At 69.7% G+C, this 17,906-nt stretch carries 15 protein-coding genes; 4 read left to right on the top strand and 11 right to left on the bottom strand.

Features of this window, described 5'->3' with window-relative positions; translation table 11 throughout:
* Positions 1 to 14 precede the first annotated feature (14 nt).
* Together KZ686_RS19400 and KZ686_RS19395 are read left to right on the top strand one after the other, a co-directional pair.
* Complete coding sequence (locus KZ686_RS19400) at positions 15 to 1,328, top strand: DUF1254 domain-containing protein (protein ID WP_149318660.1); 1,314 nt, start codon at positions 15 to 17, stop codon at positions 1,326 to 1,328.
* A 61-nt stretch (positions 1,329 to 1,389) separates the two neighbouring features.
* The gene (locus KZ686_RS19395; RefSeq protein WP_407648601.1) at positions 1,390 to 2,385 is read left to right on the top strand and encodes a Bug family tripartite tricarboxylate transporter substrate binding protein; all 996 of its coding nucleotides are present in this window, start codon (positions 1,390 to 1,392) and stop codon (positions 2,383 to 2,385) included.
* 62 nt (positions 2,386 to 2,447) lie between these two features.
* On the opposite strand, the gene KZ686_RS19390 is transcribed toward KZ686_RS19395, so the two are convergent.
* Complete coding sequence (locus KZ686_RS19390; RefSeq protein ID WP_226107009.1) at positions 2,448 to 3,338, bottom strand: LysR family transcriptional regulator; 891 nt, start codon at positions 3,336 to 3,338, stop codon at positions 2,448 to 2,450.
* 164 nt (positions 3,339 to 3,502) lie between these two features.
* Between KZ686_RS19390 and KZ686_RS19385 the strand changes: the two genes are divergently transcribed.
* Positions 3,503 to 4,168 (top strand): glutathione S-transferase family protein, encoded by a 666-nt coding sequence (locus KZ686_RS19385; protein ID WP_265635026.1) that lies wholly within the window; start codon positions 3,503 to 3,505, stop codon positions 4,166 to 4,168.
* A gap of 27 nt (positions 4,169 to 4,195) precedes the next feature.
* Complete coding sequence (locus tag KZ686_RS19380; protein WP_265635024.1) at positions 4,196 to 5,269, top strand: pyridoxamine 5'-phosphate oxidase family protein; 1,074 nt, start codon at positions 4,196 to 4,198, stop codon at positions 5,267 to 5,269.
* Here the strand turns inward: KZ686_RS19380 and KZ686_RS19375 are convergent.
* The 10 genes from KZ686_RS19375 to KZ686_RS19330 all read right to left on the bottom strand — a co-directional run bounded on the left by KZ686_RS19375 (position 5,260) and on the right by KZ686_RS19330 (position 17,866).
* The gene (locus tag KZ686_RS19375; protein WP_265635022.1) at positions 5,260 to 7,764 is read right to left on the bottom strand and encodes a TonB-dependent siderophore receptor; all 2,505 of its coding nucleotides are present in this window, start codon (positions 7,762 to 7,764) and stop codon (positions 5,260 to 5,262) included. The genes KZ686_RS19380 and KZ686_RS19375 overlap by 10 nt on opposite strands.
* A 143-nt stretch (positions 7,765 to 7,907) precedes the next feature.
* Positions 7,908 to 9,038, bottom strand: a complete 1,131-nt coding sequence (locus KZ686_RS19370) for a FecR family protein (RefSeq protein ID WP_265635020.1) — start codon at positions 9,036 to 9,038, stop codon at positions 7,908 to 7,910.
* The gene (locus KZ686_RS19365) at positions 9,035 to 9,607 is read right to left on the bottom strand and encodes a sigma-70 family RNA polymerase sigma factor (RefSeq protein ID WP_265635018.1); all 573 of its coding nucleotides are present in this window, start codon (positions 9,605 to 9,607) and stop codon (positions 9,035 to 9,037) included. Before KZ686_RS19365 ends, KZ686_RS19370 begins: the two co-directional genes overlap by 4 nt.
* Positions 9,608 to 9,871: 264 nt before the next feature.
* Positions 9,872 to 11,356: an amidohydrolase family protein gene (locus tag KZ686_RS19360; RefSeq protein WP_265635016.1), complete on the bottom strand. Its 1,485-nt coding sequence runs from the start codon at positions 11,354 to 11,356 to the stop codon at positions 9,872 to 9,874.
* Positions 11,353 to 12,147 carry an ABC transporter permease gene (locus tag KZ686_RS19355; RefSeq protein ID WP_149318667.1) on the bottom strand — a complete coding sequence of 265 codons (795 nt, stop codon included), beginning with the start codon at positions 12,145 to 12,147 and terminating at the stop codon, positions 11,353 to 11,355. The genes KZ686_RS19360 and KZ686_RS19355 overlap by 4 nt, the downstream gene beginning before the upstream one ends.
* A gap of 31 nt (positions 12,148 to 12,178) precedes the next feature.
* On the bottom strand, positions 12,179 to 13,018 hold the full coding sequence (locus KZ686_RS19350) for an ABC transporter ATP-binding protein (protein ID WP_265635015.1): 840 nt from the start codon (positions 13,016 to 13,018) through the stop codon (positions 12,179 to 12,181).
* Positions 13,019 to 13,021: 3 nt separating this feature from the next.
* A complete protein-coding gene (locus tag KZ686_RS19345; protein ID WP_265635012.1) occupies positions 13,022 to 14,059 on the bottom strand; it encodes an aromatic ring-hydroxylating dioxygenase subunit alpha in 1,038 nt (345 codons plus the stop codon).
* Positions 14,060 to 14,133: 74 nt separating this feature from the next.
* Positions 14,134 to 15,186, bottom strand: a complete 1,053-nt coding sequence (locus tag KZ686_RS19340; protein ID WP_265635010.1) for an ABC transporter substrate-binding protein — start codon at positions 15,184 to 15,186, stop codon at positions 14,134 to 14,136.
* Positions 15,187 to 15,616: 430 nt separating this feature from the next.
* Positions 15,617 to 15,946, bottom strand: a complete 330-nt coding sequence (locus KZ686_RS19335) for a hypothetical protein (RefSeq protein WP_265635008.1) — start codon at positions 15,944 to 15,946, stop codon at positions 15,617 to 15,619.
* A 315-nt stretch (positions 15,947 to 16,261) separates the two neighbouring features.
* The gene (locus tag KZ686_RS19330; protein ID WP_265635006.1) at positions 16,262 to 17,866 is read right to left on the bottom strand and encodes a 3'-5' exonuclease family protein; all 1,605 of its coding nucleotides are present in this window, start codon (positions 17,864 to 17,866) and stop codon (positions 16,262 to 16,264) included.
* Between the last annotated feature and the right edge of the window lie 40 nt (positions 17,867 to 17,906).

Raw genomic sequence — 17,906 nt, 5'->3', positions numbered from 1 at the left:
AGCGAGCACCCGAGATGAACCATCCCGCCAGCCCCATCTTCTCCGCCCCCGTCTACGACAACCCCCAGCAGGCCCTGACCGCCGCCGCGGCGCTGCCGCTGGTGATCTACGGCTACCCGCTGATCGAAACGCTGCGCACCTGCCGCCTGCAGACCTCGGTCCAGGCGGCCACCGGCTACGGCCGCGCGCCGGTCAACGTGCTGTCGGCCAGCACGCGCCAATGGACCCACGAGGACCGCGACATCGTCACGCCGGCCAACGACCTGCTGTACTTCTGCGGCTGGATCGACCTGTCCGACGGTCCGGTCACGCTGCAGGTGCCGCCGCTGAGCGACCCGGACCGCTACTACGTGGTCGAACTGCTCGACGCGCATACCAACAACTTCGAGAATCTCGGGCCCCGCAATGTGCCGGCCGAGGGCGCCGCGGTGAAACTGGTCGGCCCCGGCCAGCAGGCGGGTGCCGGCCGCGCGGTCGCGTGTCCGACGTCGCTGGTCTGGCTGATCGGCCGCGTGCTGGTACAGGGCGAGCAGGACCTGCCGGCCGCGCATGCGTTCGAGCAGGGCTTCCGGCTCGATGCGCCGGCGATCGGGCGCCAGCCGCAATGCGTGCGGCTGTGGCGCGAGACCGGCGACGCCGCGCTCGACTTCTTTCACAACCTGTTCCAGGCGCTGCGGGAGTTTCCGCCGTCGCCGGAGGAGCGCGGCCTGCTGACGCTGCTGCGGCGCCTGGGCATCCGGCTCGAGGACGAGGTCGACATCGCCGCGCTGCGGCCGGCGGTGCAGGCGGGCCTGGTCAGCGCCTATCGGCAAGGCATGGATCTGATCGAGGCGCATACGCGCAGCCAGGGACGCAAGAGCTGGGGCTACAGCCTGAAGCTCGGCGTCTACGGCGACGACTGGCTGATGCGCGCGACCACCGCGATGAAGGGATTGGGCGCGCTGCGCGCCGACGAGGCGGTCTACGCGATGGCGGACTTCGATGCCGACGGGCAGCCGCTGACCGGCGCCGGCACTTACGAGTTGCGCTTCCCGGCGGGCCATCTGCCGCCGGCGCAGGCGTTCTGGTCGGTGTCGCTGTACGGCGAGGACCGCTTCTTCACCGCCAACGCCATCGGCCGTTATGCGATCGGCGACCGCACGCCGGGCCTGCGCTACGAGGACGACGGCAGCCTGGCGATCGCGATCTCGCATGCGCGTCCCGCTTCGATCGACAACTGGCTGCCGGCGCCGGCGGGACCGTTCTATCTGATCCTGCGCCTCTATCACCCGAGCCCTGCCTTTATCGCGGGCCAGTACGTCATTCCGCCCGTGCGGCGGATCGCCTGAGGGGGCCGCGATGATGCGCTCCGATGTAGTCCATGGCTTTCGTGTCCTTCGTGTCTTTCGGATGCTTGATGTCCTTCGCGGCGGCCGGCTCGCCAAAGGTCTGATGGCCGCCTTGGTGCTTGCCGTCGGCCTTGCCCTGGCCCCGGTCGCCCACGCCGACAGCTACCCTTCGCGCCCCGTCAAGCTGGTCTCGCCCTACGGCGCCGGCGGGTCCAACGACACCTCGGCGCGCGTGCTGGCCGACGCGCTGAGCCAGAAGTACGGGCAGCAGTTCGTAGTCGAGAACCGGCCGGGCGCCGGTACGCGCGTGGCCAACGAGCTGGTTGCGCATGCGGCGCCGGACGGCTACACGCTGCTGTGGGCGGCCGCGCCGTTCGCGATCAACACAGCGGCGGGGCTGAAACAGCGCTACGACGTCGCCAGGGACTTCAAGCCGGTCGGCCCGCGCGTGGTCGGGCCGGTCTTCCTGATCGTCAATGCCGCCTCGCCGGCGCGCACGCTGGCCGATTTCGTCAAGCTCGCGCGCGAGAAGAAGGACGGCATCACGTTCGCCTCGCCGGGCATCGGCTCGGGGCCGCACCTGACCGGCGAGCTGTTTGCCGCGCAGGCCGGCTTCAAGGCGCTGACCGTGCATTACAAGGGCGATGCCACCGCCTATACCGAACTGCTGGCGGGTCGCGTCGACGCGACGCTGACCGCCATCACCTCGGCGCTGCCCTTCATCAAGGCGGGCAAGCTGCGCGTGCTGGCGGTCGCGTCGGAGCAGCGCAGCCCGGTGTATCCGGACGCGCCGACCTTCGCCGAGCAGGGCCATGCCGGCGTGGTCGGCTACGGCTGGTTCGGGCTGGTGGCGCCAGCCGGTACGCCGGACGCGATCGTGCGCCAGCTCAATCGCGATGCCAGCGCGGTGTTTGCCGACCCCGCCATCCGGGCGAAGCTGCACGGGCTCGGCCTGCAGCCGGAGCCGATGAGCAGCGCGGCCTTCGGCCAGTTCATCGACGGCGAGGTGCGCAAATGGGGCGAGCTGATCTGGCGGACCGGGCTGGTGCTGGAATAAGGTGCAGGAATAACGTGCACGAATAAGCGGCCCCGCCAGTATCGCCGGCGGGATCGCAGCCACTATGGGAAGCGCGGCGCCAGATCGGCCTTGAGCCAGTCGATCAGCGCGCGCGTGCGCGCCGGCAGCATCCGCGCATGCGGATAGAGCACCGACAGCGGCCACGGCGCCAGCTCGTAGTCCTCCAGCACGATGCGCAGCTTTTTCTCGGCCACCAGCGGCGCGACCTGGTACGACAGGAAGTGGCCGAAGCCGGCGCCGGCCGCGCAGGCCGCGACCGCCGGGGCGGTCTGGTTGAATTCCAGATTGCCGGTGACCGGCACCTGGAACACGCGGCCATCGTCCTGAAAGGTCCACCAGTGCGGATTGCCATTGCTGAAGCGCAGGCAGGGCTGCCGCGTCAGGTCCTCCGGATGGCGCGGCACGCCATGCTTGCGCAGGAAGGCCGGCGTGGCGACCACCACGCGGCGGATCCGGCCGACCGGCTGCGCGATCAGCGTCGAATCGCGCAGGGGCCCGATCCGCACGCCGACATCGACCCCTTCCTCGAGCAGGTCGACCACCCGATCGGCGAAGTTCAGCGAGCAATGCACCGCGGGATAGCGCTGCACGAAGCGCGTGACCGCGGGCGCCACATACATCTGGCCGAACAGCATCGGCGCGGTCACGGTCAGGTGGCCGGCGAGTTCGACCTGCCGCGTCGTCAATCCGGCCTCGACCTCGTCGATGGTGGCCAGGATGCGCCGGCAGCTGTCGAGGTAGCTGCGGCCGTCTTCGGTCAGCGCCAGCCGGCGCGTGGTGCGGTTCAGCAGGCGGACCTGCAGATGGGCCTCCAGCGCGGCCAGCGTGCGCACCACCGCGGGCAGCGAGGTGCCGAGGGAGGCCGCGGCGGCGGTCAGGCTGCCCTTGTCGACGATCCGAACGAAAGTCTGCATCGCGCGAAGTTTGTCCATCGCGCGACATTACTCCATTTATCGGAGTAGTCAAATACATTCGGCGCGCTTTATTGCGGACCGGTCGCCGACCACAATGCGGGCATTCACCAACCGCTTCAAGGTCTTCAACCTCTCCAACGTCTTCAACCTCTTCCAGACGCTTGCCGTCAATGGAGCCGACCATGTCCGCTGTCCTGAACTCCCTCTCATCCCCGGTCTCCCCCTCGCATCCCGCCGCCCCGCTGGTCCTGTATCACGTGCCGCTGTCAGGCCATTGCCATCGCGTCCAGCTGCTGCTGTCGCTGCTCGACCTGCCCTACCGCTGCGAGCTGGTCGATGTCCGCGGCGGCGCGAACAAGGCCGAGCCCTTCCTGCGGCTCAATCCGTTCGGCCAGATTCCGGTGCTGGACGACAACGGCACCGTGATCGCCGACTCCAACGCGATCCTGGTCTATCTGGCGCTGCGCTACGACCACGAGGGTCGCTGGCTGCCGCGCGATCCGGTACAGGCCGCGGCCGTGCAGCGCTGGCTGTCGGTGGCCGCCGGGGAGATCGCCTATGGGCCGGCGCGCGCCCGCATCGCCAAGCTGTTCGGCCGTGACTTGCAGGTGGACGACGCGCGGCAGCAGGCCGTACGCCTGTTCGAGGTGATGGAGCCGCTGCTGGCGGCCGCGCCGTATCTCGCGGCCGACCATGCGACGCTGGCCGACGTCGCCGCCTACGCCTATATCGCTCGCGCCGAGGAAGGCGGCGTCAGCCTGGCGCCGTATCCCGCGATCCGCGCGTGGCTGGCGCGCGTCGAGGCGTTGCCGCGCTTCGTGCCGATGCCTGTTGCGCAAGCGGCCTGAACCAACCTGTCATTGCGGAGCGCGATCATGGAACTGCCGACCTGGCCCTACGAGGGCTCTCCCTTCCACACCGGCGAGCGCCTGGCGCAGCAGCGCGCCGGCAAGCGTGAGCAGATGGAAGGGGTAGGGCGCCGCGTGGTGCGCGGCGAAATGCTGGAACAGCACCGGCTGTTTTTCGCGCAGCTGCCGTTCATGCTGGCAGGCGCGCGCACCGACGATGGCGGCGTCTGGGCCACCATGCTGGCCGGGACGCCGGGATTTGCGCACGCGCTGGATCCGCTGCAGCTGCGCATCGATGCGCTGCCGCTGCCCGGCGATCCGCTCGATGGCGCGCTGCGCGATGGCGCCGAGCTTGGCCTGCTCGGCATCGAATTGCCGACCCGCCGGCGCAATCGCCTCAATGGCGTAATCGCCCGGCGCGACGCAGCCGGCTTTACGGTGCAGGTGCGGCAGAGCTTCGGCAACTGCCCCCGCTATATCCAGCAGCGGGAGCTGTTGCCGGTGCACGTGCCGTCAGAGGATGCGGGCGTCGCCCAGCCGCAGGTACTGGACCGGCTCGACCACGAGGCGATCGCGCTGGTGCGGCGCGCCGACACGCTGTTCATCGCCTCGCATCACAGCGATCCGGAGGCACCGCACAGCGGCGGCGCCGATGTCTCGCATCGCGGCGGCAAGCCGGGCTTCGTGCGCGTGGATGGCGACGACACGCTGGTGATGCCCGACTTCAACGGCAATGCCTACTTCAACACGATCGGCAATCTGGTCGCGAGCCCGCGCGCCGGCCTGCTGTTCGTCGATTGGGAGACCGGCACGCTGCTGCATGTGGCGGTCCGCGCCGAGATCGTCTGGGAAGGGCCGGAGGTGCAGGCCTACGCGGGCGCCGAGCGGCTGGTGCGGATGCGGGTCGAGCAGGTGATCCGGCGCCCGGGCGTGCTGCCGCTGCGCGGGCGGTTCGTCAGCATGTCGCCGGTGCTGGCGCAGACCGGCGAATGGCCGGGGAATGGATCCGCGAACCGGGCCGCGAACCGGGCCGCGAACGGGTACGCGAACGGGTCCGCGCCAGCGGCCGATCACCACCGATCACCCGCTGATCACCACTGATAGGTGAGCGTCGCCATCACGTTGCGAGCTTCGCCGTAGTAGCAGTTCAGCAGCCCGGCGCACGAGGACACGTAGGTCTTGTCGAACAGATTGGTGGCGGCGACACGCAGTCCAGCACCCTTCAGCGACGGGCTGATGCGGCTCAGGTCCAGGCGCATCATCAGGTCGACCAGCGTGTACGACGGCACCTTCAGCGAGTTCTCGTTGTCGGCCCAGCTGGTGCCGACATAGCGCACGCCGGCGCCGACGGTGAAGCCGGGGAACACCAGATAATCGGCCCATACCGAGGCCATGTGCTGCGGCGCCTGGTACGGCGTGTTGCCGACCACGCCCTCTGGCGACTCGACGTAGCGCATATGCGTGTAGGTGTAGCTGGCCAGCAGCGACAGCTTGTCGGTCACGCGCGAGCGCGCCTCCAGTTCGAGCCCGCGCGAGCGGACCTTGCCGGCCGGCTGGTAGTACGGGGTCGACAGCACGCGCGCCGCGACCTTGTCCTGCGTCAGGTCGTACAGCGAGGCCGACAGCAGCGTGCTGCTGCGCGGCGGCTGGTAGCGGACGCCGATCTCGACCTGCCGGCTCTCGGTCGGCGGCAACAGGCTGCCGTCGCGGGCGGTGCTGCCGCTCGGGTTGAAGCCCTCGCTATAGCTGGCATAGGGCGCGATGCCGTTGTCGAACAGATAGACCAGGCCCGCGCGCCTGGTGAACTTCGAACCGTCCCATTCCGAGCGCGAGGCGGCGCCGAAACCGAGGTTCGAGACCTTGGCCATGTCGTGGCGGCCGCCGAGCACCAGGCGCCAGCGCTCCCACGCGATCTGGTCCTGCAGATAGAGGCCGGTCTGCTCGAGCTTGCGGTCGATATTGGCGCGGAACAGGCCGGACAGGCCCGCGTTGCCGTAGACGGGATCGAACGCGTCGATCGGCGCGGCGCTGCCCGATTCCCACCAGCCGTCGACATGGCGGTGCTGGTAGTCCACGCCGAACAGCAGCGTGTGCTTGAGCGGACCGGTATCGAACTGCCCCTGCAGCTGGTTGTCGACGATGAAGGCGTCCAGGCTCTCGTTGGCGCCCGAGTAGTAGCGGGTCAGCGTCTTGGGGCCGGCCCAGCCATAGCCGTAGACCTGCTGCAGCGTGACATCCGACGACAGATAGCGGAAGTTCTGCCGGAACTGCCAGCGGTCGTTGAACGCATGCTCGAACTGGTAGCCGACCATGCGTTGCGTGCGCGTGAATTCGTTGTGGCCGGGCTCGCCGTCGAAGAAGCTGCGCAGGATGCGGCGGCCGTTGTGCGCGGCGGTGATGGTGGCGTCGGACGGAATCGCACCGTGATAGCCGCCATGCGGGTCGCGCTGCAGATAGGCCTGCAGCAGCAGGCGCGTGTCCGGGCTGATGTTCAGCAGCAGCGACGGCGCGATGGCGAAGCGTTCTTCCTCGACATGACGGTACTGCGTGTCCATCGAGCGGCCGATCGCGGTGATCCGGTAGGCGGCGACGCCGTTGTTGTCGATCGGGCCGGTCACGTCGAAGCCGGCCTCGTAGCGGTCGCGATTGCCTACCGTGACCTGTGCCTCGCCGGCGCGCTCGAACTGGGGCCGCTTGCTGGTCAGCGCGACCACGCCGCCGGGCGAGGCGCGTCCGTACAGCACCGAGGCGGGACCGCGAATCACGTCGATCCGCTCGAGGAAATACGGGTCGACCTGCATCGAGCTGTAGCTGCCGGGATCGCCCAGCACCTTCAGGCCGTCGAGCAGCGAGTTGTCGACGCTGCTGTCGATGAAGCCGCGCAGCGCGACGTAGTCGTAGCGGTTGGTCGCGCCGACCAGCGCGGTGAAGGCGCCGGGCGTGTAGTTCAGCGCCTCGGACACGCTGCGCGGCTTCTGGTCGTCCAGCTGCTGGCGCGTGACCACCGAAATCGACTGCGGCGTCTCGGCGAGCGGCGTGTCGGTCTTGGTGCCGGCGGCGCTGCGCTTGGCGACGAAGCCGACGCCGGGGCTCAGCGCGGTTTCCTGGCTGCCGGTGACGGTCACCGCCGGCAGCATCGCGGCATCGGCCGGCGCGGCGCTGGCCTGCGGCGCCGGCGTGGCGGCCGGCACGAGCAGATAGCCGGCCGGCGTCCTGCCGATCGCGTAGCCGCTGCCGCGCAGCAGTATCCCGAAGCCCTCGTCGACGCCATAGCGGCCGCGCAGGCCCTGCGTGCGCAAGCCACGCAGCTTGTCGGCGTCGACCGTGATGGCGACGCCGGCCTGCTGGGCATAGCGTGTCAGCGCCCCGGCCAGCGGGCCGGCGGGGATGTCGTACTGGGCCTGCGCTGGTGTTGGTGTTGGCGTCGGTGTTGGCGCCTGCCGCGGCGTCTGCGTTTGCGTCTGCGCGTGGCCCCGCGCGGGCAGCGCCATGGCGCTCGCCAGCGCGGCGCCGACGGCAAGGTGGACCGTCAGCTGGACGGCGAGGGCGCGCGGATGCAGGCGAGGCCGCGCGGGCTCGGAATGGATGTGGCTCATGATGTCGCGGTTTCCGTGCTTTTGTTGTTCTTGTGCTTGACGGATGAGGGACAGCGACCGGAACCGGAAGGGCGGGATGGCGGTGTTTTCTCCCGTCCCCGCTTGCAAGGGGGCGAGGGAGAACACGATCGCGGCGCGTCGACTTACTGCGCCGCCGGCGCGTCCACCCACACCAGATATGGCGTCAACTGCCGCACCCGCACCGCGGGCAGCGCATTGGCCAGCAATTGCAGCGCCTGCTCGGTGTCGTCCAGCGGCAGTACCGCGAAGACGCGTATGTCGGCGATCTGCTTGCGGTCGTAGCCGATCCAGCCCGGGCGATGCCGATTCAGCGCGTCCAGCAGTTCGGGCAGCGGCTGGCCGCGGGCGATCAGCTGGTGGCGTTGCCAGGCCTGCTCGATGCTGCTCGCATCGACCCGTTCGATCGGCCCGAGGCCGGCCGCCGTCACCGCGACGCGTTCGCCGGCCGACACCACCGCCTGGCGCGGCTCGCTGTGCGCGCCGGTGGCGCGGGCCCGGACCTTCGACTCCAGCATCGTCAGCACGGTCCGGCCATCGTCGCGGTCGACGCTGAAGCGCGTGCCGAGCGCCTCGATATCGGCCTGCGCGGTGCGGACCACGAAGGGCCGTGCCGGATCGCGCGCGACGTCGATCAGCACCTCGCCGCGGATCAGCTCGATCAGGCGGCGCCCCTCGTCGTAGCGCAGGTCCACCGCGCTGCCGCTGTTCAGCGTCAGGCGGCTGCCGTCGGGCAGCGTGTGGGTTTGCCATTGTCCGGTGCCGGTACGCAGATCGGCCAGCAGATAGGCTGGCGGCCACGCATGCAGCGACAGCGCGAGGACGGCGGTTGTCACCAGCGCGGCGGCCAGGGCGCCGAGATGGCGTGGCGTGCGGCGGCGGCGCGACGGTTTGCCGTCCCGCATGCCGTCGCGCACGCCGTCATGCGGCCCGTCATGCAGTCCATCATGCGGTCCGTCATGTCGTCGGTCATCTCGTCCGGCACGCCGCCCTTCATGCCGCCCGTCGTCGAAGGCGGCGCGCAACGCGGCGCGGGCGGGCCGGGCATCGCCGCCGGCGTGCTCGCGCAGGCCTTGCAGGCGCTCGAGCAGCGATTCCACGCGGGCGGCGGCGCGTGCGTGCCGCGGGTCGGCGGCCTTCCAGCGTGCGAACTCGATCTGGGCGGTGGCGCGCTCCTGGGGATCGTCGGCGGTCAGCCGGGCGACCCAGTCGGCGGCCTGCGCGACCGGGTCGTCGTCCTGAAGACGCGCGCTCATCGCGCGCGCGACGCTGCAGCGGTGACGCCGTGTTGGGTCTCCACCGCGCCCGCGTCGTCATCCGCCAGCGCGCAATGCGCCAGCGCCTGCACCAGGTATTTATGGATCATCCGTGTCGACACGCCCAGATGCGCTGCGATGCTGGCATGCGTCAGCCCGTCGAGGTAGTGCATCAGGAAGGCCTCGCGCGGCTTCGGCGGCAGGCCGTCGAGCGCCGCGCTGATCTGCGCCAGCGCCTGCAGCGCGGCCACGGTCTGCTCCGGCGACGGAAAGCCCTCCAGCGAGGCCGCGGCCTGTTCCAGCTCGGCCAGATAGGCCTGCTCGAGCTTGTGCCGCCGCGCGCGATCGATGATCAGCCGCTTCGCGGTGGTGGTCAGATACGCGCGCGGCTCGCGCACGCCGGCCAGCGCATCGCGCGAGGCCAGGATCCGCACGAAGGTGTCGTGCGCCACGTCGGCCGCGTCGTGCGGGCAGGACAGCTTCTTGCGCAACCAGCCGAACAGCCACGAATGATGGTCGCTGTACAGGGCATCGATCGGCGGCGACGGCAGGGACTCGGCGGCGGACATGGGGGCTCCGGCCATGGCGCGGGTCCAGGTCCGGTGAATGCTAGGAAATGAGAACGATTCGCATTTTATGAATGTGGGTCGGGTTTGGCAACGGTTATCGGCGGGTGATGGGCGGGTGATCGGCGGAAGGCCGTCCCTCCTCTCCATCGCGCGCTGGCTGCGGCCTGGCGGGGCGAAGATCCTCTGCGCACCGGGCAGACCATCGCGTCCGACAGCAAGCCCCTCGGTTTTCTCTTGTCTCTACCCGCGCCCTTAACGGTGCCCTCATGTCGCGGGGGCCTCGCACGCGTGTTCTTTCAGCCGACGCACCGCCTCGCGCGCCTGCGCGCCCAGCTTCGCGAGATCCACGCCCGGAATCGCATCGTGTTCGGCCACCACGCGGCCGGCGACGATCAGCGCGCGCAGCGCCGGGCGGCCGCCGCTGGCGACCGGCGCGATGGCCGGGTCGTGCAGGCCGAAACAGCGCGGATCGTCGAGCCGGTAGATCGCCAGATCGGCGGCCATGCCCGGCCGCAGCGCGCCGACCGCGTCGAGACCGAGCACGGCGGCGCCGCCGGCCGTGCCCCAACGCACCACGTCCTCGACGCTGGCGGCATCCGCCCCGCCTTCGAAGCGCCCGCCCTCGAACACGGGCCGCGCCGCGTGGCCGCGCCGCGCCCGTTGCAGCAGCCAGGCGGCGTGGGCCTCGCTGATCATGTCGGCGGCCTCGTTCGACGCGGCGCCATCGACGCCGAGCGAGACCGGCACGCCGGCCGCCTCCAGCGCCGGCAGATCGGCGATGCCGCTGCCGAGCCGGCCATTGCTCTGCGGGCAATGCGCGATGCCGGTCCTGGTTGCACCCAGCATGCGGATTTCGTCGCGGTCCAGCTTGACCAGATGGGCGAACCAGACGTCGGGGCCGAGCCATTCGACCTCGGCGCAGAAGCCGACCGGCGTGGTGCCGTGCATCGCGCGGGCGGCGTTCTGGTACTCGACGGTCTCGGACAGATGGCTGTGCAGCCGGATACCGAGCCGCCGTGCCGTGCGGGCACAGGTCCGCAGTTCGTCGGACGACATCGAGTACAGCGGCGTGGTCGGCGCCATTACGACGCGCCGCATCGCATCGGCGGCGCTGTCGTGGTAGCGCGCGCTCAGGCGTTCGCAATCGGCGAGAAAGGCCTCCAGCGTTTCGGGGCGCAGCGCCTGGGGCAGCTCGCTTTCGAGCTGGCGCGTACGGGTCGCGCCGCCGCGGCACAGCACGAAGCGCAGGCCCAGCGCCTGCGCTTCCTCGAACAGGATGGCCGAGCCGTCGAACGGCATGTCCGGGTAGTACAGGTAGTTGTGATCGGCGACCGTGCCGCAGCCGCTGCGCAGCAGTTCGATCAGGCCGATGCGGGCCGCCAGGCGGAAGCTCGCCTCGTCGAAGGCCCCGCGAAAGCGGTACGGCGTGGCGCCGAGCCAGGGCGTCAACGTCAGGTTCAGTCCGGCCGGATCGCCCTTGAGCAGCGACTGGAACAGGTGGTGGTGCGTATTGACCCAGGCGGGATAGACCACGCAATCGGTGGCGTCGATCACGGTGTCGCCGGGGAGCGGCGGCAGCGTGCCGATCGATTCGATGCGGCCGCCGCGCAGGCGGATGTCCGGTCCGGGATGGCGCGCCGCATCGCCGGCGAGGCCGGTCAGGATCGCGGTGGCGTTGCGGATCAGCAGCGTGGGCGCGGCATTTTCCGCCATGCGGCCGGTTTCGATGCAAGGGTAGGCTTCGCTCATGCCAGCTCGCTTTCATGCCAATGGGACAGCGCCAGCCGCGACAGCACCACCATCGCGCCGAACAGCAGCACGCCAGTCACCGTGATCAGCACCAGCGCGGCAAACAGTCGCGGGATATTGAGCGCGAAGCCGGCCTGCAGGATCTGGTAGGCCAGGCCCGCCCCGGTGCCGCCGGTGCCGGCGACGAACTCGGCGACCACCGCGCCGATCAGCGCCAGGCCGCAGGAAATCCGCAAGCCGCCGAAGAAGTACGGCAGCGCGCTCGGTATCCGCAGCCGCCGCAGCGTGTCCCAGCGCGTGGCCCGGTTGATGCGGAACAGGTTCAGCAGTCCGGGATTGACGCTGCGCAGGCCCAGCACGGTGTTCGAGATGATCGGGAAGATCGCGACCATGGTGGCGCAGATGACCAGTGCCAACGTGGGCTCCTTGACCCAGATGATGATCAGCGGCGCGATGGCGACGACGGGCGTGACCTGCAGCAGGATCGCGTAGGGAAACAGGCTCGCCTCGATCAGCCGGCTCTGCACGAACACGAAGGCGGCCGCGGTGCCGAGCACGACGGCCAGCGCGAACGCCAGCATCGTGATGCGCAGGGTCACCCAGAGCGAGCCGGACAGCAGCGCCCAGTCCTGGACCAGCGTGCGGGCGATCGCCGAGGGCGTGGGGACCAGATAGGGCGGCACGTCGAGCCAGATGCAGACGGCCTGCCAGGCCAGCAGCATCAGTGCGCCGACGGCCAGCGGCGCGGCGATGCGCTGCACGGCGGGACGGGACAGCAGGGGGGATGCCATGATCGGACTCCTTCGAGGCGCGTTGGCGCGGCTATGCAGGATCGGCCGGCGCGACGCCGGTATTGGCCTGCGCCAGCAGCGCCGACAGCCGCGCGCAGTGCTGCATGAACTCGGGCGAGACGCGGTAGGCCTCGTCGCGTACCGCGGGACCGTCGATCGCCACGTCGGCGATCACGCGGCCCGGCCGTGCCGCCATCACCACGACGCGGCTCGACAGATAGACCGCCTCGTAGATGCTGTGCGTGACGAACACCACGGTCAGGCCGCGCTCGGCCCACAGCGCCCGCAGATCGGCGTCGAGCCGGTTGCGCGTGAATTCGTCGAGCGCGCCGAAGGGCTCGTCCATCAGCAGCAGGTCCGGCTCCGTCGCCAGCGCCCGCGCGATCGACACGCGCATCTGCATGCCGCCGGACAGCTCGCGCGGATAGACCTGGCCGAACTGCGCCAGGCCAACCAGTGCCAGCGCCCGCCGCATCCGTTCGTTGGCCTGCTCGCGCGGCATGCGGGCAAGATCGAGCGGCAGCCGTACGTTGTCGGCGACCTTCGCCCAAGGCATCAGCGTGGCCTCCTGGAACACCATCGCCAGCGTGCGGCGCGCGCCGTCGGCGGCAGCGGGCCTGGCGCCGGGCAACGTGCCTTCGCCCCACCAGCGCAGGTGGCCGGCCGAGGGCGCTTCCAGCCCGGCAAACAGCTTCAGCAGCGTGCTCTTGCCGCAGCCGGACGGGCCCAGCAACGAGACGAATTCGCCGGGCCGGATCGACAGCTTGACGCGCTCGAGCGCCACGGTGCCGTTGGGATAGGTCTTCTCGACCTGGTTGGCGAACAGGATCGGCGCCTCGAAGGCGCGGGTATCGCGCGGGTCCGCGAACATGGCTCAGCCGCCGACGACGGGCACGCGGAACACTTCCTTCTCGCCGTGCTTCTCCAGCAGATCCAGCAGCATCCTGCGCATCAGCAGGCCGGGCTTGTCCGACTCCATATGGAACTCGACGCGGCGGCGCGTATCGATGCAGGCGTCGTAGTCCGTGGCTTCGAGGATTTCGCGGTCTTCGGCGACGATCGGCGCGTCCCAGGCGATCAGCTCCTCGGTCGAGCAGTCTTCCTCGCTATCGTTGCGGTACAGCCATTGCGACAGCATCACCGTGCCGTCGTCGATCGGCGTCGCGCAGTTGTAGATGATGTGATGGCGTCCGCTCGCCGGATAGATGCAGCCGAAGCGGCGCGTGAAGGGCATGTCCCAGCGGTTGAACATATGCCGGTACGTGATCGGCTCGGTGGTGCCCGTCACGCGATGGCCCGCTTCGATATTGCGGATCGGCACCAGCGTCTCCGCCTCGAAACCCCAATCGCGCTGCGTCAGCTCGTATTTCTCGGGCCTGGGCTGGTCGGCGATGCCGAAGTTGGCGCGATGGACGAAGCTGAAGTGCGAGTTGTCGAAGGCGTTCTCCATCACGCGCAGCGGGCTGGTGTTCCATCGCTCGTAGTACTGCAGGATGCGGCGATAGGCGGGGTCGCCTTCTTCGGGGAAGTCGGGAATCGGCTGCAGCGGATCGTCGAGTGCGACCCAGACGTAGCCGTATTTCTCCTGTGCGCGATAGGCCGGCACGCGCGCGCCCGCCGGCACGCGGCTGTCCGGCGCCTGCGGAATCCGCACGCAGGCGCCCGAGCAGTCGTACTCCCAGCCGTGATAGCCGCAGACGATGTCGCCGCGTTCGTTGACCCAGCCCTTGGACAGCCTCGCGGTGCGGTGGCAGCAGCGGTCCTGCAGCGCGGCCAGCGAGCCGTCCGGGCGCTTCCACAGCACCAGGTTCTCGCCGAGCAGCGTGAAGGGCTTGGGGCCGTCGTCGAGCATCGAGACCGGCATCAGCGCGTACCAGAAGCGGCGCAGCACGGGTTGTCGGGTGACCAGCATGATGAATCCTCGGGATACGAAGGGATGACGCGCGATGGCGTCGGGTTTGTATGGGGTCGCGGGCGTGCGCCCGCTCAGGGCATGACCTTCAGGTCCCTGACGAACTGCGTGGTGTAGGCCTGCTTCCAGTCGGTCTCGGCCTTCAGCAGCCCTGCGCCGACCATGAAGTCGCGCGTCTTCTGCCAGCGCGCGTCCGTCATCACGCCGATGCCCTGGCGCGCCGCGTCGCCACCATCGACGAGCCGGAATTCCTTGAGCTTGGCCAGGCCCCAGGCGAGCTGGTCGTCCTTCATGTTGGGGTTGTCCCGCTTGATCAGCGCGTTGGCCGCGGCGGGATTGGCGAGATAGCTTTTCCAGCCTTCCATCGACGCCCGCACGAAGCGCGCGACCAGATCGGGCTTGTCCTTGACGGTCTTCTGCATGGTCACGATGGTGGTGCCGTAGGGCGGATAGCCATCGTTGGCGAACAGGAAGAAGCGTGTCTTGACGCCGGCCTTTTCCGCGGCGAACACCTCCGACGAGGCGTACGCCTGCTGCGCGGTGTTGCGGTCGGCGAAGAAGGGCTGCAGGTTGAAGGTGTAGACGCGAGATTGGGCCTCGTCGAGCTGGTACTTCGCCTTCAGCCATGGCCACCAGGTGGTGCGGCCCGAGGTGGAGACCAGCACGGTGCGGGTCTTCAGATCGGCAAGGCCATTGACGTCGTCGTGCGTCATCATCCCTTGCAGATCGCTCTGGAACGAGGCGCCGACCGTGGTCACCGGCACGCCCTGCTCGATGCTCTTGAGCACCTGCAGGTCGTAGCCCATCAGGAAGTCCGCCTGACCGCTGGTCAGGATCTGCATGCCGTTGACCTGCGGCCCGCCCATGCGGATGGTCACGTCGAGGCCGTGCTTCTTGTAGATGCCCTCGGCCACGGCCTGGTAGAAGCCGCCGTGCTCGGCCTGCGCATACCAGGAGGTCAGGAAGGTGACCTTGTCGGCGGCGAAGGCCGTCAGCGGTGCGATGGTCAATGCGGCCGCGGCCGCGGCTGCGAATGCGCCGGCAAGCAGGCGCCTGCGCGGGCGGTGCGGGACGATGGGCGATGCGGTCTCAGCCGCCAAGGAGGGAGCGAGGTGCGACGTGTTCATGGGGCCTGTGGTGTCGTGTCGTCGTCGAAGGGAAGGGCGAAGCGGGGCCGCACCGGCGCTTACGGCGGGCGCGGTACGGCGAGGCGATGGGACGGCAAGGAATGGCAGGGACGGGACATCGTGTGCGCTCTCTCTCGTTCGCGGCCGGAGCGGCCGGGTTCAACACGCGGCGCGCGCATGGCGCTGCCGGTGACGACCGGTGGTCGTGAGAGCAATGTCCCGCGCCGGGGCATCGGCCTGCGATGGCGATGCGTCGGCGCTAACCGCTTCTACTCGAACGGGAATATCGCAAGAGGCATGCCACGCGGCATCGGCGCGCGCGGTGGCATCGACGCGGCCCGATGCGCCAACTGGGGGCGCCGGGGTTGGGATCGCATCGCGGCTTTGGTGCGGCGTGATGCGATCCGGTGCGGCGCAACTCCGGTGCGGCTCAACCCTTGGGCTTGCGATTGAGCAGCGCGGCGCAGCGGCCGAAGGCGGTGGTCAGGCAGCAGGTGTCGCCGCTCCAGTCGCCGCCCTGGACGATGCCATCGGCGCCGGCCATCAGCCGGCGCTGGCAGCGGCCCACCGTGGCGGGCGCCGGGTCGGTCGGCGCGCGCGCTTCGCGCGGACCGCTGCCGGGCGCTTGCGCGCGCGGGAATTCGTCGACCCAGACGTAGGCGTTGCCATTGGCGAGGGGCTGCACGGAGGCCGGCGGGCCCCATTGGGTACTGGCCTGGTCGATCGGGGTCCCGCGCCACGAGTCGACGATCGACTGCATCGCGCCGGTCTGCGGGCTGACGCAGCCGAACAGCGACGCCGCGGCAAGGGCGGTGGCCGCTGCTGTGGCTGTCGCTTTCGCTCTCCCTTTCGCTCTCCCTTTCGCTTTCGCAAGGCGCTCGCGCCAGCGCGAGGCCGGTGTGTGGGCCGGGGATGAAGCGCGAATCGAAGGCATGGCGGCTCCCGCTGCGGCTGTTCCGTTACGAGGCAGGCTATGCGACCGGGCGCGCATTGCCAAGGCGGCAATGTGCGGAGGCGTACAGACGATCGACTCCTTGACTATCTCGGCCGGCGCGCGTCGATGGCTGGTGGTTGCTCAGAACTCGAACAGCGGCAGCGGCGTCTGCGCGGCGGGTATGCGCCTGGGCCGTGCCGGTCCGGCCGCGCTGTCTCGTCGCGCGGCGACGATCGGCTCGCAGGGGCGCAGCTCGAAGGTCGACGGACGAGGCAGCACGATGGCCTCCGCCAGCAGCCGCCCGCGGTGCGGCGCCAGGATCTGATAGCTGTCCAGGTCGAAGCGGGCCGGCTCGGCCAGCAGCGTCTGCGCATCGTCCATCGAGGCCACCGAACCGAGATAGCACCAGTTATCGATGACATGCCATTGGGCGCGCGCGTGGTCCTGCTCGCGCCAGGCAATCGGGCCGGCGAAGGGCCACGGCGCGACCGCCAGCGGGCGCAGCGCGTCGGCCAGGCGCTCCCGATGGGCGCGCAGCGGCTCCGCGCCGACGCAGGCGCCGGCGCATCGATGGAGCTGGCGCGCGAAACACGGCGTCCCGATCCGGGCCCGCGGTTCCAGCGTCAGCGTGGCCTGGCAGAGGCCGTGCTGTTCGGCCAGTTCGCGCAGCCGGGCATACGCGCCGGCGCGGCTGGCGCTGACGCCGAACAGGCCGCGATGCCGGCTGAAATCGGTATCGCGGTCCGAACGCAGGCGCGGCGCCATCAGGCCGTCCGGCAGTTCCCACGCGAACAGCGGCCCCTTGCGCCGCAACAGCGTGTTGTGCACCGGCTCAAGCTGCTTGACCAGCAGCGCTTCCTGCAGCAGCGCGCCGATCTCCCCGCCGGTCTCGCGCCATTCGACGCGCCGCACCGCGCGCGACAGCCGCAGGTCCTTGCCGTAGCGATAGTCGCCCGAGAAATGCGCGCCGATCCGCTGGCGCAGGTTGACGCTCTTACCGACGTAGAGCGGCGCGTCGTTGTCGCCGTGGAACAGATAGACGCCGGGCGCCTGCGGGACGTCGTCGAGCGCGGTCTCTTCCAGGCCCGCCGGCAGGCTGGCGCGCTTGACCAGCGAGGCGATCGCCGATTCGACCAGCTCGACTGAATAGAGTCCGTGCACCTGTTGCCAGAACTGCCACAACAGCTCGGCGTCGGCGAGCGCGTGGTGCCGGCCTTTCGGCTGCAGGCCGAAGCGTGCGATCAGCGCGTCCAGCCCGTGGCGCTCCACCGAGGGAAACAGCGCGCGCGACAGCCGGACGGTACAGAGCACGTCCGCGCGGAACGTAATGCCGGCGCGGGTGAACGATTGCTTCAGAAAGCCATAGTCGAAGCGGGCATTGTGGGCGACGAACAGCTTGCCCTGCAGCCGCTCGGCCAGGCTCTCGGCCAATGACTCGAAGGTCGGTTGGCCGCGCACCATCTCTTCGGTGATGCCGGTCATGCGCTGGATGAAGGGCGGGATCGCGCAGCCGGGGTCCAGCAGCGTGTCCCATTCGGTCACGCCGTCCGGGCCGACCTCGACCACGCCGATCTCGGTAATGCGGTCGCGCTGCGCGTCCGTGCCGGTCGTTTCCAGATCGACGAAGACGATCGGCCGGGCCAGGGCGGTCGCCAGGGTGACGGCGTCGAGCTGGCGCGGCGCGTCCGCGGGCAGGCGCTCCGCTAGATAAGTAGGCTGGTCGTGGTGGCTGGGCGGGTTCGGCATCCAGCGATTCTAAGCGCCGCGATCGCGTTGGGGCCTGATT

Source organism: Cupriavidus cauae (assembly GCF_026210475.1).
GTDB classification, from domain to species: Bacteria; Pseudomonadota; Gammaproteobacteria; order Burkholderiales; family Burkholderiaceae; genus Cupriavidus; species Cupriavidus cauae.
The sequence above is the reverse complement of the archived record's forward strand: the minus strand, read 5'-3'. Positions and strand labels throughout refer to the sequence as shown.

Bases quoted from the DNA above. Each gene is read 5' to 3' on its own strand.
- KZ686_RS19400 (WP_149318660.1), top strand. From the start codon at position 15: ATGAACCATCCCGCCAGCCCCATCTTCTCCGCCCCCGTCTACGACAAC.
- KZ686_RS19395 (WP_407648601.1), top strand. From the start codon at position 1,390: ATGCTTGATGTCCTTCGCGGCGGCCGGCTCGCCAAAGGTCTGATGGCC.
- KZ686_RS19390 (WP_226107009.1), bottom strand. From the start codon at position 3,338: ATGGACAAACTTCGCGCGATGCAGACTTTCGTTCGGATCGTCGACAAG.
- KZ686_RS19385 (WP_265635026.1), top strand. From the start codon at position 3,503: ATGTCCGCTGTCCTGAACTCCCTCTCATCCCCGGTCTCCCCCTCGCAT.
- KZ686_RS19380 (WP_265635024.1), top strand. From the start codon at position 4,196: ATGGAACTGCCGACCTGGCCCTACGAGGGCTCTCCCTTCCACACCGGC.
- KZ686_RS19375 (WP_265635022.1), bottom strand. From the start codon at position 7,764: ATGAGCCACATCCATTCCGAGCCCGCGCGGCCTCGCCTGCATCCGCGC.
- KZ686_RS19370 (WP_265635020.1), bottom strand. From the start codon at position 9,038: ATGAGCGCGCGTCTTCAGGACGACGACCCGGTCGCGCAGGCCGCCGAC.
- KZ686_RS19365 (WP_265635018.1), bottom strand. From the start codon at position 9,607: ATGTCCGCCGCCGAGTCCCTGCCGTCGCCGCCGATCGATGCCCTGTAC.
- KZ686_RS19360 (WP_265635016.1), bottom strand. From the start codon at position 11,356: ATGAGCGAAGCCTACCCTTGCATCGAAACCGGCCGCATGGCGGAAAAT.
- KZ686_RS19355 (WP_149318667.1), bottom strand. From the start codon at position 12,147: ATGGCATCCCCCCTGCTGTCCCGTCCCGCCGTGCAGCGCATCGCCGCG.
- KZ686_RS19350 (WP_265635015.1), bottom strand. From the start codon at position 13,018: ATGTTCGCGGACCCGCGCGATACCCGCGCCTTCGAGGCGCCGATCCTG.
- KZ686_RS19345 (WP_265635012.1), bottom strand. From the start codon at position 14,059: ATGCTGGTCACCCGACAACCCGTGCTGCGCCGCTTCTGGTACGCGCTG.
- KZ686_RS19340 (WP_265635010.1), bottom strand. From the start codon at position 15,186: ATGAACACGTCGCACCTCGCTCCCTCCTTGGCGGCTGAGACCGCATCG.
- KZ686_RS19335 (WP_265635008.1), bottom strand. From the start codon at position 15,946: ATGCAGTCGATCGTCGACTCGTGGCGCGGGACCCCGATCGACCAGGCC.
- KZ686_RS19330 (WP_265635006.1), bottom strand. From the start codon at position 17,866: ATGCCGAACCCGCCCAGCCACCACGACCAGCCTACTTATCTAGCGGAG.